Origin of the sequence: Algoriphagus limi (assembly GCF_024919275.1) — a bacterium.
Taxonomy (GTDB): domain Bacteria; phylum Bacteroidota; class Bacteroidia; order Cytophagales; family Cyclobacteriaceae; genus Algoriphagus; species Algoriphagus limi.
This window is the reverse complement of record NZ_JANWGH010000001.1, coordinates 611,894-628,109: the sequence shown is the minus strand read 5'-3', so window position 1 is coordinate 628,109 and position 16,216 is coordinate 611,894. Positions and strand designations below refer to the sequence as shown.

The window sequence follows — 16,216 nt, the reverse complement described above, 5'->3', positions numbered from 1 at the left end:
TGGTTTAAGCACATTTCTTTCGGGAAATGTGCTTTTTTTGTGTAAAAAAGGATCAATGCCACTCTTTTTTCAAGAAAATAGTACAGCTCCAAACATCACTTTAAGCCAAGACGAATCCAAACATCTGATTCGGGTTTTAAGAAAAAAAACAGGAGATGAAGTTCAGGTGACTGATGGAGAGGGAAATCTTTTTCATTGCAAAATCTCCAATCCTGATCCTAAAAAAACAGAACTCACGGTGATTTCCACCGAGGAGATTCCTCAGGAAAACTTTGAAATTCACCTAGCGATCTCCCCTACCAAAAGTCCTGATCGAATGGAATGGATGGTAGAAAAAATAACTGAGATTGGCTTTACCAAGCTCTACCTGATGAAAAGTCAGCATTCAGAGCGTTCTTTTTTGAAGACTGATCGATTGGAAAAAAAGATTATCTCAGCTTGTAAACAGAGCAAGCAATACCGAAAACCAAGTATTCTTAGCGATTGGGATTTTCAGGAACTGATCAGATCCAATGAATTTGAAGGTTTTCAAAAATTCATTGCTTATGTAGATGAGAATCATCAAAACCATCTTTTTGATATTGCCCAACCTGAAAAAAAGTACTTGATCCTAATTGGACCTGAAGGGGATTTTGATCCAAGTGAAATTGAAGATGCTTTTCAACAAGGCTTTACTCCCGTTTCCCTAGGAAAAAGCAGACTTCGTACAGAAACCGCTGGATTAGCAGCAGTTCAAATGCTACAGATAGTCAACCGATAAGCAATTACTTTATAGAATTCACTTGAAGTTTAATCGATTAAAAAGAGAAATTCTTAATTTAGAGTATTGCAATAATCCCAGCATTTGTGGGTTTGTAGTTTAGATTCAATTTTTAAAGTTTAAGCCCGTGCCTTACAAAGAACGCGTCATCGAAAAAAAATATCATTCAATTGGGGAGGTGGCATCTATGTTTAAAGTTGCTCCGTCCTTAATCCGCTATTGGGAAGGTGAATTTGATATTATTCGACCCAAAAAGGATAAGAAAGGAAACCGTCGCTATACCAAGGATGACATTCAGAAAATCCGATATGTTTATCATTTGGTAAAGGAAAAGGGATATACCCTGGATGGAGCAAGAGAAGTAATCTCCCAAGGAAAAGATAAGGGATTGGACAAAGTGGAGGCAGTCCAAAAACTTCAAGAGATCAAAGACTTTTTAATCACTTTGCGGAACGAAATCAATGGCCAAGCCGGATCATGAACATATCCGATATTTTCTAGCGCTTTCCCTAGCACCAAAAGTAGGCCCAGGTGTTTTTAAAGCTATTTCAGCCTATGCTGGTTCCCCAAAAAACTTCTTCGAAATCCCAAAAGGAAAGGCTTCTAAAATACCCAAGGTAGGTCCAAAGCTTCTCGCTATTCGAGAATCAAAAGACGAATTACTCAGAAAAAGTGATGCCCTTTTGGAGGAGACAGAAAAGAAAAATTTCCAAATTCACACCTATTTAGACCCCCATTTTCCCAAACGCTTAAAGGCCATTGAAGATGGACCCGTCCTACTTTTTTCAAAAGGAATTTCAGACTTGAATTTTGAAAAGTCTATCGGAATTGTGGGCACACGAAGTGCAACAGAATACGGTAAATCTGTCACCCGAAAAATAGTGGATGACTTAGCTGTCTATAAACCTGTAATTGTCTCAGGTTTAGCCTATGGAATTGATATAGAAGCTCATCGTGCAGCTTTGCAAGCAGGCCTTCCCACAATCGCTGTGATGGGCTCTCCGATCGATCAGATTTATCCGGCTGTCCACCGAAAGACAGCAGAGCAACTTCAAAAAGATGGAGCTTTACTGAGTGAATATGCTCCAGGGAGCAAAATGATGCCTGGAAATTTTCCGGCTAGAAACAGAATTATAGCAGGATTATCCGACGCACTCATCGTGGTAGAAGCCGCTGCAAAAGGTGGGGCTTTAATCACAGCTGAGATCGCTTACAGTTACGACAGGGAAATATTTGCCGTACCCGGGAATCTTCAATCCACCTATTCAGAAGGATGCAACCATTTGATTAAAAAAATGAAGGCATCCATTTATACAGGTCCGGATGATATTGCTGAAGCATTATTTTGGAGCAAACCGGGAGAAAAAGCTACTCCAAAACCCAAACTGGATTTTTCCAATCGAGAAAAAGAGGAAAAAGCGATTTTGATTCATTTACAGGAAAAAGGAGAATCAGAAATCGATTTGATTTCTTATGCAACTGAGATCCCTATAGGAAAATTATCTTCCAAATTACTTTCCCTTGAATTTGAAGGAATAGTGAAGTCTTTGCCGGGTAAAAAATTCAAGTTACTGGTCTGATTATTTGGTCTTTAGCCTTCTGATCAATTTTGGATAGTACCAAAGATAAAAGCCACTTAGCGCTAAAAATATCAAACCAATAGAAGTTAGGGTTGAATAAAACAGCTTCACTCCTTCATCTCCTGAAGTATAATAATCCACAATACTTCCATCATGGAGCTTTTCAATCCAATCGGAATGTCGCGTAGAAATGGACAAAACTTCTCCGGAATAGCCATCAACCTGTACCTCTGAAAAATGGGTCTTAAAAGTCACCTTAGCAATTCCTTTATCCGGACGAATGTCAATTCGATCAACTTCAGGGTCTCTCCCTAATTTTCTCATTTCCTCCTCTCCGATTCTGACCATCTCTGAGGGCAAAATCCATGTTCCGCCCTCTATCTGAGTCTTTTGTGTTGGAGGAAGGAGTTCAACTTTCTTTTTCCAGGCAAGTAAAATGGAAGTAACTCCAATTAATAGGAGAAATATAATCAAGGGAATCCCCATCCATTTATGCCAAGTCCTAAAAAGGCGGACGACTCTAACTTTTTGTTGGATTTTTGAACTACTCATAAAAATCAAAAAAAGACAGAATTGGATAATTTCATTGCTTCCCGTAGTTCAGACTTATCCAAATTCAACTCATAGCCTTCCTTTTCTAAAGTTTCAATCATCACTTCTGTGGCCATATTTCCCACCAATTCATCTTTGGCCATTGGGCAACCTCCAAATCCTTGAAGAGCCCCATCAAACCGTCTACAACCACCTTTCAAAGCAGCTAGGACTTTCTCCTCAATCTGATCTTTTCGACTATGCAAATGAGCTCCAAATGTGATGTGGGGAAAAGTTTCAACCTGAACCTTGAATAAATCAGTAATCAAAGCGAGTTCCGCCACTCCAATGGTATCACTTAAGGAAATGGTTTTGATTTCCATTTCATCCAATTTCTGAACAAATTCTGCCACTAATTCCGGTGAGTAAGGGTCTCCATACGGATTTCCAAATCCCATACTGAGGTAAACGACCTGCTCCTTTCCCTTTAGCTCACAAAGGTTTTGAATAGTTTCTACCGTTTCTAATGCCTGCTCAATATTGGCATTGGTATTTCGCTGCTGGAAAGTCTCTGAAATAGATAAGGGGAAACCTAAATAATCAATCTCTTCAAATTGAAGAGCATCTTCTGCTCCCCGAACATTTGCCACGATTGCCAACAGCTTGGATTTGGATTTATGTAAGTCCAGCATTTCCAAAACTTCTGCAGTATCTCGCATTTGAGGAATTGCCTTGGGGCTTACAAAACTCCCAAAATCAATCGTATGAAATCCAACCTCTAATAATTGATTGATATATGCTGCTTTGATAGCAGTATCAATAAAATCTGGCAATCCCTGCATCGCATCCCTAGGACACTCAATCAATTGAATCATATCCGAAGATAGGGAGAATCAGGAAAAGGAAAATGAAGATTTGGAGGAGTGGTTTATTTGAGAAAATGATGGAGTACTTAATTATTTCACTTTAAAAAATGTCATAGGTTTTTGAATAAAATACTTTCGTCACCAACGAATCAACTCCCCCTTTGTAAAGGGGGAATTGAGGCAAGAATGATCTAAAAAACTATTCCCAAGTCAACTCAACTTAAAGCGAATGGGAAGTCTTACTGTAGATGGCACGGGAACCCCATTTTCCTTTTTGGGTATCCAATTTTTAGGGTAGATTTTTATCACCCTGACAGCCTCCACCCATAATGCTTTATGGATAAACTCTGGATTGCCTACCCGAACTTCTCCTATCTCGCCTTTTTCATTCAAATCAAATTCCAAAAGAACTGTTCCTTCGGCTTTAGCAGCCCGGGCATCTGGTGGATAGCGCAAATTTCTAGCTAAATGATTATTCCATTCTTTCATCCCGCCCTTAGGAGCTGGATCTTCAATAATTGGTTTTGGGATAACTTCCCCTGTTTCAGAATAATATACCTCCGACACCAACTCACCATCATTCACAATAATTTCACTCTTTAGAGCTCCATTTGAATAAAAGGTTTTCTCTTCGCTAGCTGAATTTATATTGTCAAAACGCTTTGTGGATTCTGTCTCACCATTGGGAAAATATGTGAGTGTCCTGCCACTTTTAATATTCCCATTCTCATCCAAAAGAGCTGTGGTGTGGCGAACTTTAATGGTATCCTTGGTGAAAATTTGAGTATGTCGTACGCTCTTTTCTTCCAAAACAATTTTGAAGTATTCGTATCCATACTTCGAAATATCCACAACAGGCATTTCCATAAAGTTCAAATACTCAAATGTTTGAGCTGAGGCTATTGAACTTTGAATCAAAAAAAGAAAGACATAAAGGTATTTACGCATAAAATTCATTTTTACTAAAAAAGTAAAAACAAACTAAAGCTAAAATATTTATTAATAAATAAGTTTAAAAAACCGCCTTTGCAATCTTATAAGTTGCGTCTGCTTTACTCATGGTATAAAAATGCAAACTCGGAACTCCAGCAGCAATCAATTCTTTGGACTGCTCGATCGCCCACTCAATTCCTACCTCTTTCACCTCTGCGTTGGTCTTGCACTTTTCTAATTCATCCATCAATGCATCCGGCAGATCCAAAAAGAAAGTTCGTGGAAGCATGGTAATTTGATTAACTGTGGTAATAGGCTTGATTCCTGGAATTATGGGTACTTCTATTCCGATCTCTCTAACCTTTTTGACAAATTCAAAATACTTCTGATTATCAAAAAACATCTGAGTCACAATGTATTCAGCCCCTTTATCCACTTTTTCCTTCAGGTTTTTCAAATCAAACTTCATGGAAGGAGCCTCGAAATGCTTTTCAGGATAACCTGCAACACCTACGCAAAAATCAGTATGAAAATTCGTCTCCGTTTCCTCATGGAGATATTTCCCTTGATTCATCTTCACGATTTGCTCCACGAGCTCGCTGGCATAGTGATGTCCATCTCTTTCAGGGACAAACTTACCCTCCGTCTTAGGAGCATCTCCTCGTAAAGCCAAGACATTATCAACCCCAATGAAATTCAAGTCGATTAAGGCATTCTCTGTTTCCTCCTTGGTAAACCCTCCACATAACAAATGGGGCACAGCATCCACATGAAAACGGTTCATGATAGCAGCACAAATTCCCACCGTTCCCGGACGCTTTTTGGTGCTAATCTTTTCAAGAAGACCATTAGGGTGCTTCTTGTAAATATATTCTTCCCTGTGATAGGTAACATCAACAAAAGGTGGCTTGAATTCCATCAAAGGCTCAATTCCTTCCAACAAATCCTTCAAGCTCTGCCCTTTCAATGGAGATAAAATCTCAAAGGAAAAAAGCGTAGACTTCGCGTTCGTTAAGTGTTCGGTTATTTTCATGTACTTATGCTTCTACAATAGGTTTTGGTTGGTAGGCTAAATTTGGGGAAAGTAATCGCTCGGCCTGAGCCAAAGAAATTCCCTTTCTTTCTGCGTAGGACGCTACCTGATCCTCTGCGATTTTTCCTAAGCCAAAATACTTGGCATCTGGATGTGCAAAATAAAAGCCAGAAACAGAGCTAGTCGGAATCATAGCATAACTGGAAGTCAACTTAATCCCTACCGTTTTTTCCAAATCCAATATTTTGGAGATTGTCTCCTTCTCAGAATGCTCAGGACAAGCAGGATAGCCTGGCGCAGGACGAATTCCCTGATAAGCTTCGCGAATCAAGTCTTCATTTTCCAAATGCTCTTCGGAAGCATATCCCCAATATTCCTTTCTCACTAATTCATGCACATATTCCGCTGCAGCTTCCGCCAATCGGTCTGCCAAAGCTTTAAATAAAATGTCATGATAATCATCCCCAGCAGCCTGAAATTCAGTCAATTTAGCCTCCATCCCTAAGCCAGCTGTCACCGCAAAACAACCCAGATAATCTGTTCTCTCAGGATGCAAATAATCTACAAGAGAACGATTGGGTACGCCTTTCCCTTTTTTGCCTTGCTGTCTCAAGAAATGGAAATCAGCCAGCTTCTTTCCATCCGAATCCAATACTGACACGTCTTCCCCTTTTCTTTCAACAGGAAGTAGGGAAAACACAGCTTTTGCCTGCAACCAGTTTTCTTCAATTATTTGATCCAACATGGATTGAGCATCGGCATAGAGTTTCTTAGCTTCCTCTCCTACCAGTGTATCTTCAAGAATTTTTGGAAAACGACCGCTCAACATCCAGGTACTGAAAAATGGAGTCCAGTCAATGTATTCCCGCAAAATATTCAAGTCCAACTCTTCTAGAATAGTCCTTCCCAAAACTTTTGGTCGAACAGGTTCAAATTGGGACCAATCTATGTCAACCGGATTGGAAATAGCCTCTTCAAAACTTACCAATTGCTTGATGGATTGCTTGGCTTCATGCTCAATCCGAAGTTGTCGGTAAGTTTCCTTGATTTGTTTGTGATAGGCTTCTCGAGTCTCCTCTGAAATCGCCTCGCCTGCGATTGGAACAGATTTACTCGCATCTGTCACGTGGACAACCGTACCAGAATAAACCGGATCAATCTTCACGGCTGTATGAATTCGTGAAGTGGTCGCTCCTCCGATTAGCAATGGAATTTTCAACCCTTGTCGCTCCATTTCGGAAGCCACATTGACCATCTCATCCAAAGAAGGTGTGATCAAGCCACTCAATCCAATAATATCAACCTTGTTTTTAATGGCTTCATCTATGATTTTTTGAGCATCTACCATCACACCGAGATCGATGATTTGGTAACTATTACAGGCCAAAACCACCCCAACGATATTTTTCCCGATATCATGCACATCCCCTTTCACAGTAGCTAGGAGGATCTTTTTCAAACTGGAAGATTCCTGTCCTTCTTCCGGCAATGGCATATAGGGTTCCAAATAGGCTACTGCCTTCTTCATCACCCGAGCTGACTTAACGACTTGAGGAAGAAACATTTTCCCTTCACCAAATAAATCCCCCACTACATTCATCCCATCCATCAAAGGGCCTTCAATCACCTTCAAGGGGTCATTTAATTCCAACCTTGCCGCTTCGGTATCTTCAATGATAAAATCCAAAATTCCCTTTACTAAGGCATGCTCAATCCGCTTGGAAACGGGATCATTTCTCCAAGCCTCACTGACCGACTCCTTTTTACCGGATGATTTTACCGTCTCTGCAAAATCCAATAAGCGCTCAGTAGCATCTGACCTTCGGTCAAAAAGTACGTCCTCCACGCGCTCAAGGAGATCCTTTGGAATATCATCATAAACCTCCAACATAGTTGGATTGACAATTCCCATATCCATTCCATGATGGATAGCATGATACAAAAATGCAGCATGCATAGCTTCCCTAACCGGATTATTTCCTCGGAACGAGAAGGAAACATTGGAAACACCTCCACTTACTTTGGCCCCAGGAAGGTTTTCTTTAATCCATTTGGTGGCCAAGAAAAAGTCCAAGGCATTCCGTCTGTGCTCTTCCATTCCGGTAGCAACCGGAAAGATATTTGGATCAAAAATGATGTCCTGTGGATTGAATCTGACCTGCTCGACTAGAATCTTATAGCTTCTTGAGCAAATCTCAATTCGTCGATCCAAAGTATCTGCCTGACCTTTTTCATCAAAAGCCATCACAACTACCGCGGCCCCAAACTTCTTGATGGTCTTGGCTTGCTCAATAAATTCTTCTTCTCCATTCTTTAGAGAAATAGAATTCACAATCCCTTTTCCCTGAATACATTTCAAACCAGCCAGAATGATATTCCATTTGGAACTGTCAATCATGATTGGAATACGACTGATCTCAGGTTCGGAGGCAATCAAATTAAGAAAGCGAACCATGGCTGCTTCTCCATCCAGCATCCCTTCATCCATGCAGACATCTAGAATCTGCGCACCTCCTCTAACCTGATCCAAGGCCACTTCTAAGGCCTCATCATATTGTTCATTTAGGATCAATCGGGCAAATTTCTTCGAACCAGTCACATTGGTTCGTTCCCCGATATTGACAAAATTGATGTTCGGGGTAAAAACCAAGGGCTCTAGACCCGATAATTTCATATAGCTAGACTTAGACATTTTCCTCCCCTTCTGTAAGTTTTTCTTCTACTTTTCTTTGTGAATAACGGTCAGCGATTTTTGCCAAAGCTCGAATATGATCCGGGGTTGTTCCGCAGCATCCTCCCAAAATATTTAGCATGCCATCCTGAAGAAAATGCTCCATTTCTCCAGCCATTTCACCTGCTCCCTGATCATAAGCTCCAAATTCATTGGGCAAGCCAGCATTCGGATATGCCGAAACATAAAATGGGGCTTTATCTGCCAATACTTTTAAATAAGGTCTTAATTCCTTTGCTCCTAAAGCACAATTCAAACCAACCGAGAATAAAGGCACATGAGAAACAGAAATCAGGAATGCTTCGGTAGTTTGACCGGAAAGTGTGCGCCCGGAAGCATCGGTAATAGTACCTGAAATCATAATCGGAATACCACCTTCATGAGGGTCAAGCGGAATATTTCTTTCTTCAAATACATCCTGAATAGCATACAAGGCTGCTTTAGCATTTAGGGTATCAAAAATGGTTTCAACCAATAAAATATCCGCTCCTCCATCCAAAAGCCCGCGAACTTGCTCTGCATAAGCTTGAGCTAATTGATCAAAAGTTATTGCGCGATAACCCGGGTCATTGACATCAGGAGAAATAGATGCTGTCCGGTTGGTAGGCCCCATAGCACCTGCCACAAAACGAGGCTTAGAAGGGTCTTTGGCTGTAAATTCATCAGCAACCTCTCTGGCGATTTTTGCCGAAGCAAAATTCAACTCATAAGCCAAATGAGACAAACCATAATCCACCTGTGCAATGGAAGTCCCGGAAAAGGTATTAGTCTCAATAATATCCGATCCAGCTTCCAGATATTCCCGATGAATAGCTTTAATAATATTGGGCCGGCTCAAGGAAAGTAAATCGTTATTCCCTTTTAGCGCCTTAGGATGGTTCTTAAGCTCAGGCGTTCGAAAATCCTCTTCGGTCAAGGTATATCGCTGAATCATGGTACCCATGGCACCATCCAACACCAGAATTCTATTTTTTATGGTTTTTAGAAGTAATTCCGTTCTGTTTTGCATCTTTCTAATTAATCATTCAAAAAGCTAATCGAGCAAAACACGGAGAAAAGTACAGGGTATTCTTTTCCGCTCATCTTTTTCCGGCGATTCCGGAATGGGAATTAGCACCTTGTTTACAGGTTGCTAAGACGTCGTAGGGCCCTTCCCTCGGTCTTTCTCGATAAGCCTCCCAAAGGTAATAGCTAATGCTCAATAAAACTACAGACTCAGGATTAAAAACGGGTCAAAATGAAATTGTCCTACACTTTTCATCAAGGGCGAACCCCCACCCCAAACATCAAATAGGGAGCAGACATGTATTGAGCCATATCCAATTCACCCAATCTATAATTAGCCAAGGCAAGCTCATAGCCCAAAGAAACATTAAAGACTAAATCAAAAATTTTACGCTCGGTCACGGGATAGGCATATTCTAAAAAGACTTCCGGCTTTGCCATCAAGCCACTGTTTTTCAGATATCCATCAAAGTTTCGCTGCTCAAAAAGTTCGGGAAAATCAGGCTTTTCAACATGGGAAAGAGTATAGCGTATATTTCCAAAACCTATACCACCCAGAGCTCCCAAAGCCATATTTTTATACTGCAAAAACTTTAATCCACCATTTGCATATACACGAAGACTATTCAGCGTCTGCGACTTCAAGGCATTGGCAGATCCATCCATGGCTAAATTGTAAACTTCCACTCCGTAAAGCACTCCTTCGGTTTCTCCGGTGATTTTTAATCCCAAATTCGAAGGTCTCCCCTTCAAAGGATCATAACCAGCCTCTATCAATTGCTCATTCAAGCGATCGGGCTTGGTAAAATGAATCCCAGAAACCAATTGCAAAGCAATAGAAGCATCCTTGTAAAAGAAGTTACGATCCGGAATACTGATACCGGTACCCACCCGAATAAAGGCACCACTTTGGGTATTTTGGAAGGACATGTCAGCCATATTCCATTTGCCTTCAAAAGGACTAAAAGCATAACCTAACTTGGCGATTACTTCCAATGACTCTTTTCTGCCCGGAATCGGGAAATCATAGCTAAGTTGGAATCCAATCTCAGTCAAAAAATCACCATACTTCCTACTTCCTCGGTGAATATTGTTTTCCCGTAAAATAAATCCCTGTTCAGGACTCGCTAGGAAATCGACGAGATTGGATGAATACTCCATGGGGAGCATTTGAAAATTCAAAAAGCCCATCCCCAAAGACATGTAATGAATCAACTGAAAATTAGACTCTTCTGTAAAAGAGTAACCAACATTCAGAAGAACCCGGGAAGTCCGATAGCTCATTCTATAGCCGTCAAACTCACTCCTTCCTCCTTGATTATGAAACAATTCCAGACCTAGTACAAAATCATTGATTCGGTTTTGATAGCCTAAGCCAAGCGTGCGATAGCGATTTCTTAAAGGAGAAAGTCCCCGATCATCCAGCATCTGATTGAACTGATTGAGTCGGGCTCCACTTGTCCCTACCAAAGCATAAAAAGTACTTCTTTTGGTAATCAGCCCTTGAGCATGGCCGAACACCGAAATAAAGACAAATGAAATCAGTAGGAAAATCCTGAAAAAATAGGACATTTTAAATCGCTTTGACTCGAGACAAATTTACCAAGCCTTAGTGGCAAAATTTGTGCTAATCCGATAAAAAGCTTCTGGATCGAAGATATTTGGATAGTTTCTCATACAAAACTTCAGGGGAAAAAGGCTTCGGTATGTAGTCATCAATTCCTGCCTCAAGCAGCTCATTCTTAACCTCTTCATAGGAAGAAGCCGTCAATGCCAAAATTGGAATACTGGCTTTTTTGGTGTTGGAATGCTGACGAATTTTTTTTGCAACTTCAAAGCCATCCAAATACGGCATCTGCAAATCCACCAACAAAATATCAAAACTGTCTGCCTCAAATTTTTCAATGGCATCCTTCCCATCTTCCGCCAATTCTAATTGACCCACATTCCATTTTTGAAGGAATTTTTTGATTAGGACTTGGTTAACCGCATTATCCTCTGCCACCAATACAGAATATCCAGCCAAGGATCGGCTTGCTGTTGTATTTATCTCCTGCTCTTCATCCAAATGCTTTTTATCAATCTCAAATGGAACTTCAAATTCGAAGATACTTCCCCCATTCGGATTAGGATAGTAATTGATTTCTCCTTCAAAAAGCTCTACCAATCGTTTTACAATCGCCAAACCTAAACCTGTACCCCCATATTTACGAGTGGTATCAGAAGCGGCTTGGGTAAAGGCTTCAAATATCCGCTGGGACTTCTCTTCAGGGATTCCAATACCCGAATCTTCAAATCGGAATTGGATTCGAATTCTTCCCTCAGAATCTTTTCCCATTTCCTGCAAACCAATTTTCACATAACCCTTTTCGGTAAACTTGATGGCATTACTCACCAAATTATTGATTACCTGCCCCATGCGAACTGGGTCTGTCAAAATCCATTGAGGAATAGATTCATCGATTTCGCAGGAAATCTTCAAGCCTTTATCATGTGCCTGGAAACTATGAGAATGAATAATCCGGTGTAGCAAGTGACGAACATCCAAAGGGAGATGTTCCAATTCGATTTTTCCGGAATCAATCTTATTGTAATCCAGAATATCGTTGATCAAAGCCATCAGATTCTCCGCAGAAAATTGAAGTGTCTTCAAATTTTCCAACTGATCGGGCCGAGGATCATCTTCCATCAGGAAGTGAGACAAGCCTATGACCGCATTCATTGGAGTTCGAATTTCATGACTCATCACGGACAAGAATTGAGACTTGACTCGCGAAGCCTCCTCCGCATTCTCCTTGGCTTTTACCAATTCCTTTTGTGCCTGCTTCAACTTGGAAATATCTCTCGCAACCCCTGTATAAAGGCGCTGCTTTCCGTCCTTATCCCAAATGATCTTTCCATTGGAATTAAAAACTCGGATCTCTCCATTCTTATGCGGTAAGCGGAATTCCAAATATTGATTCTCAGAAAGGAAGTCCTGACTTTCTTGAAGCATACTTTGAAAAACATCCAAATCCTCGGGATAGAGGAAATCAAAAAAGCTTCTTCCCAAAACTTCTTCCACCTCGTAACCCAAGAATTGCTTCACATTAGGAGAGATATATTCAAAAATATAGGCATCGGTCAGTGAGAAAATGATCTCTGTAGATTCCTCTACCAGCGTTCTATACTTTTCCTCTGACTCCTCCAGTTGCTTCTTGGCAATATATTCCTCCGTCACATCACGAATAATACTCAGGGCATATTCTACCTGCCCATTTTCGAGAATGGGTCGAATGATTCGATGGTATTTTCGGTCTTTGAAATCAAACTCGGATTCTACTACCTCTTGTTTTTCATAGACTCGATCCAAAATCACACTGACTTCTTTGCGATCAGTCAGGGAAATCTCTTTCAAGGACTTCCCTTCAAAATCTTCTCGACCCAAGCCCCAATGCTCAAAGTTTGTTCCTTCTGCCAGTATGTATTTTCTATTCTTATCTAATAGGAAAATGTTGGTTCCGGGAATTTGAGAAGCCAGCATTCGATACTGCTTTTCCTTCTCTTCCTTAAATTGCTCGAAATTTTTCCGATCCGTGATATCCTGGAAAATCCCTTGATGCAAGGTGATTTTACCCTGCATATCCAATACATCTGAGGTCTTATCTTCCACCCAGATGTATTCACCAGAAGCTTTTTTGAATCGGTACTCCCCAGAGAAGGAAAGAATCCCTGATTCTGTTTTTTTGGAATCGCGAAGAATAATAATTCCATCCCAATCTTCCGGATGAATCAAGTCCAAAAAGGAGACCTTTCCCCCCATCAAATCAGCGGATTGATAGCCAAACTGACTGATATTCTCAGAAATGAATTCAATTCGATAATTATCATAAGGATCCACTTGGAAAAGTATGGCAGGACTGTTTTCGGCAATCATTCGAGCCCGAGCTGCCAACTTTTCGCTTTCACGTTTCTCACTCAGATTTCGAAGAATGATGGAATAGCCAATTTTATCCTGATTCTCTGAAAAGATTGCCTGTATAGAAATTTCAAAAGGAGAATTTGGCGTATGCTTGGTTTCTAAATTGACCTCACCTTTCCAAACTTTCCCGTCCTTTACCCTCAGAAGCAATTTGGAAATAGGCAATTGACCGGAGGTTAAATCGCAACTAAGCAATTCATCAACATGCCCTTCAAAAAACATGGCGGTTTCCGGACAGCAAAGTTGAATGGCTGCCTCATTCAGATAAATGACCCGGTTCTTCAAATCTGTCACCACAATAGGGTCACTTACCTGGGCCAGAATTTGAGACTGCAAGCGCAAATTTTCTTCTGCAGCTCGCTTATGGGTGACATCAGTACAGAAGCCAGTCACTTCTAAGCCTTGATTCAGGAAGTTTTCTGTCGCTTCTATTTCATAGAAAATATAAGCAGTCCCTCCGGAAGGCCTTTGAATCGTAAATTCTCCAGATTCTTGACTTTTCTCTGCAATGCTTTTCTTAAGCTTTTTGACAAATTCCGATCGAGTCGACTTATCAATTTTATAAATCAGAGTAGTAAACTCACAGATTAAGGGTTCGACTCCCAATCCAAATAACTGAGCCAAACCTCCAGAGATATAGAAAAGGTCTTTTTGCGTGCTATATCTCCAAGAACCGGATTTGGAAAGTCGCTCTGTCGTAGCCAATAAACTTTCATTTCGCTGAATGCGACGGGTCAACAAACTTCCTGAATAAGCTCCAGCTAAAATATCCCCAAGCTGTCGGAAAATCTGAAGTTGTTTTTCTGTGTATTCGAGCTTGGATTTTTTTATCTCATAGCTCAATACGCCTCGTAGTTTATTCAAAGAAATCATCGGAATCAGAAGTAGGAATCGCCCATCTTCCTTTCCTTCAGGACAATCCACCAACTTAATCATGCCCTTTTCCAGGCGGTTTCTTCGTGCCTTAATTTCTTCCTGAATATTTTGGAATTTCTGTTCAGTATCTTCCTGACTAGTCCAAGTATTCAATAATTCCAACTCATCCGTTTCCCGATTCAGAATCCAGATATATCCCAATTCGGCATGTAGAAACTGCCCGAATTTTTCCAGCAAAAACTGAAATTCTATTTCAGGCTGAGTCAGTGTCGCATTGATCAAATGAGAAGAAACCTGGTTGATCAGGTTCTCAATTTCATATCGCCTCTGAAGATCCCGGTCCATTTGGATAAACTCGGTGATATCCCGACTGGAAAACAAAACACCTTTGATCTCCGGGTGATGAAGTAGGTTTTTGGCAAAACTCTCCAGATAAATCCGCTCCCCATTTTGTCTGTTGATCCAAAAATCCACAGCTACTTCCCGATCCGATTGCAGGGCTTCCTCAAAACTTCCCTTCACCAATTGCAGAATCCCCGCTTGGATAAAATCATTGAAATTTTTCCCCACAATAGACTCCGTAGGAAAACCCAATTTTTCACCTACTGAATCAGAAATAAACTTGTAATTCCCCTTTTCATCCAAAATAGCAATCAAATCATGGCTATGATTTAGAATACTCTGCATGTAGCTAAGTTCTTCGACAGCCTTGCTATCTTTTTGCATTAAAATATTTTCACCGGTATCCTCTCCGAAATAGCGAATAGGATTGGCTTTGACGATCAAAAAGCGGGAATTGTAAGTAGAAGGCAGATTGGTAAAGGACCATTCGAAGCGACGCATGCCTCCATCCTTGGATTCCAGAGATTTGAAATAGCGGGAATCGGGCACCTTTCCATTGGAAAAAAACTGCTCAATTTGCTCAATCAACTCAGGCTGAGAAAACCAGCTTTCCCATTCTTGAGGAAGGTTTGAAAAATTCTCTACCGAGTATTTATTCCAAAAGATAATTTCCTCCTCATCCATCAAGAACAGCGGCTCCTGAATCTCATTGAGAAAATCAGAAATATCAAATTGTTTAAAATTACTCATGAAAAAGTGATAGACACGGGTGTTGAGGTCCCTAATATCATAAAAAGAACAATCAAAAAACAAGTTTTAGGAGATAATTGTCAAAGGAAATACCCAGCGATAAAAAGGGGGAAATGATTGAAACATAATGGAAATACAGTGGAAATAGGTAGAAATAAACCTTGCTGCGCAAGGTGAAATAGTCCAACGTCATCGCGAGCCAGAGAATCGGGCGAAGCGATCTCATTGAGACTGCCTGTCCTCTGGAAGGCGGGTTTCTACCAATTGCATCGAAATCGAAGTGAGGTTTTCAGTAGAAGGCTTGAAGGTTTTTTGTAAAAAGTAAACAGTGAAGAGTAAGCGGTACTGAATACTGCTTACCCTTTACCTCTTACTTCTTACAAAATTAAAACCCTTTCCTATTAGAGAACCAAATTAGCGTTTTGTAAAAAGTAAACAGTGAAGAGTAAGCGGTACTGAATACTGCTTACCCTTTACCTCTTACTTCTTACAAAATTAAAACCCTTTCCTATTAGAGAACCAAAGTGGCGTTTTGTAAAATGTAAATAGTGAATAGTAATCGGTACTGAATACTGCTTACCATTTACCTCTTACTTCTTACAAAATTAAAACCCTTTCCTTTTAGGGAACCAAAATGGCGTTTTGTAAAAAGTAACCAGTGAAGAGTAAGCGGTGCAGGATACTGCTCACCATTTACCTCTTACTTTTTACAAATAAAAATGTACCATACCTACGGCACTATCCAAAATCCAAAATCACCTAATCAACCAAGCTTCCGTGCCTAACGGCACTTTCCCACCAACATTAAAAATACAATTTATCTGGCTCGCCGAAGGAGAGCCAATCTT

At 40.5% G+C, this 16,216-nt stretch carries 11 protein-coding genes and 1 riboswitch; of the genes, 3 read left to right on the top strand and 8 right to left on the bottom strand.

Features of this window, described 5'->3' with window-relative positions:
* The first annotated feature begins 55 nt into the window (after positions 1-55).
* The 3 genes from NY014_RS02675 to dprA all read left to right on the top strand — a co-directional run bounded on the left by NY014_RS02675 (position 56) and on the right by dprA (position 2,340).
* Positions 56-760 carry an RsmE family RNA methyltransferase gene (locus NY014_RS02675; protein WP_259412989.1) on the top strand — a complete coding sequence of 235 codons (705 nt, stop codon included), beginning with the start codon at positions 56-58 and terminating at the stop codon, positions 758-760.
* Between the two features lie 127 nt (positions 761-887).
* A complete protein-coding gene (locus NY014_RS02670) occupies positions 888-1,241 on the top strand; it encodes a MerR family transcriptional regulator (protein ID WP_259412988.1) in 354 nt (117 codons plus the stop codon).
* Positions 1,222-2,340, top strand: a complete 1,119-nt coding sequence (gene dprA, locus NY014_RS02665; protein ID WP_259412987.1) for a DNA-processing protein DprA — start codon at positions 1,222-1,224, stop codon at positions 2,338-2,340. Before NY014_RS02670 ends, dprA begins: the two co-directional genes overlap by 20 nt.
* Here the strand turns inward: dprA and NY014_RS02660 are convergent, their stop codons facing one another.
* The 8 genes from NY014_RS02660 to NY014_RS02625 form a co-directional block, all read right to left on the bottom strand.
* Positions 2,341-2,892 (bottom strand): PepSY domain-containing protein, encoded by a 552-nt coding sequence (locus NY014_RS02660; protein ID WP_259412986.1) that lies wholly within the window; start codon positions 2,890-2,892, stop codon positions 2,341-2,343. It lies immediately after the preceding gene.
* 5 nt (positions 2,893-2,897) lie between these two features.
* On the bottom strand, positions 2,898-3,746 hold the full coding sequence (locus NY014_RS02655; protein ID WP_259412985.1) for a hydroxymethylglutaryl-CoA lyase: 849 nt from the start codon (positions 3,744-3,746) through the stop codon (positions 2,898-2,900).
* 201 nt (positions 3,747-3,947) lie between these two features.
* Positions 3,948-4,685 (bottom strand): energy transducer TonB, encoded by a 738-nt coding sequence (locus NY014_RS02650; protein WP_259412984.1) that lies wholly within the window; start codon positions 4,683-4,685, stop codon positions 3,948-3,950.
* Between the two features lie 64 nt (positions 4,686-4,749).
* The gene (metF, locus tag NY014_RS02645) at positions 4,750-5,703 is read right to left on the bottom strand and encodes a methylenetetrahydrofolate reductase [NAD(P)H] (protein ID WP_259412983.1); all 954 of its coding nucleotides are present in this window, start codon (positions 5,701-5,703) and stop codon (positions 4,750-4,752) included.
* Positions 5,704-5,707: 4 nt separating this feature from the next.
* Positions 5,708-8,395, bottom strand: a complete 2,688-nt coding sequence (gene metH / locus NY014_RS02640; RefSeq protein ID WP_259412982.1) for a methionine synthase — start codon at positions 8,393-8,395, stop codon at positions 5,708-5,710.
* The gene (locus NY014_RS02635; protein WP_259412981.1) at positions 8,388-9,443 is read right to left on the bottom strand and encodes a homocysteine S-methyltransferase family protein; all 1,056 of its coding nucleotides are present in this window, start codon (positions 9,441-9,443) and stop codon (positions 8,388-8,390) included. The genes metH and NY014_RS02635 overlap by 8 nt, the downstream gene beginning before the upstream one ends.
* Positions 9,444-9,510: 67 nt before the next feature.
* Positions 9,511-9,610: riboswitch (SAM riboswitch) on the bottom strand.
* Positions 9,611-9,694: 84 nt separating this feature from the next.
* Positions 9,695-11,011 (bottom strand): hypothetical protein, encoded by a 1,317-nt coding sequence (locus tag NY014_RS02630; RefSeq protein ID WP_259412980.1) that lies wholly within the window; start codon positions 11,009-11,011, stop codon positions 9,695-9,697.
* A 55-nt stretch (positions 11,012-11,066) separates the two neighbouring features.
* A complete protein-coding gene (locus NY014_RS02625; protein WP_259412979.1) occupies positions 11,067-15,368 on the bottom strand; it encodes a PAS domain S-box protein in 4,302 nt (1,433 codons plus the stop codon).
* Positions 15,369-16,216: the final 848 nt, after the last annotated feature.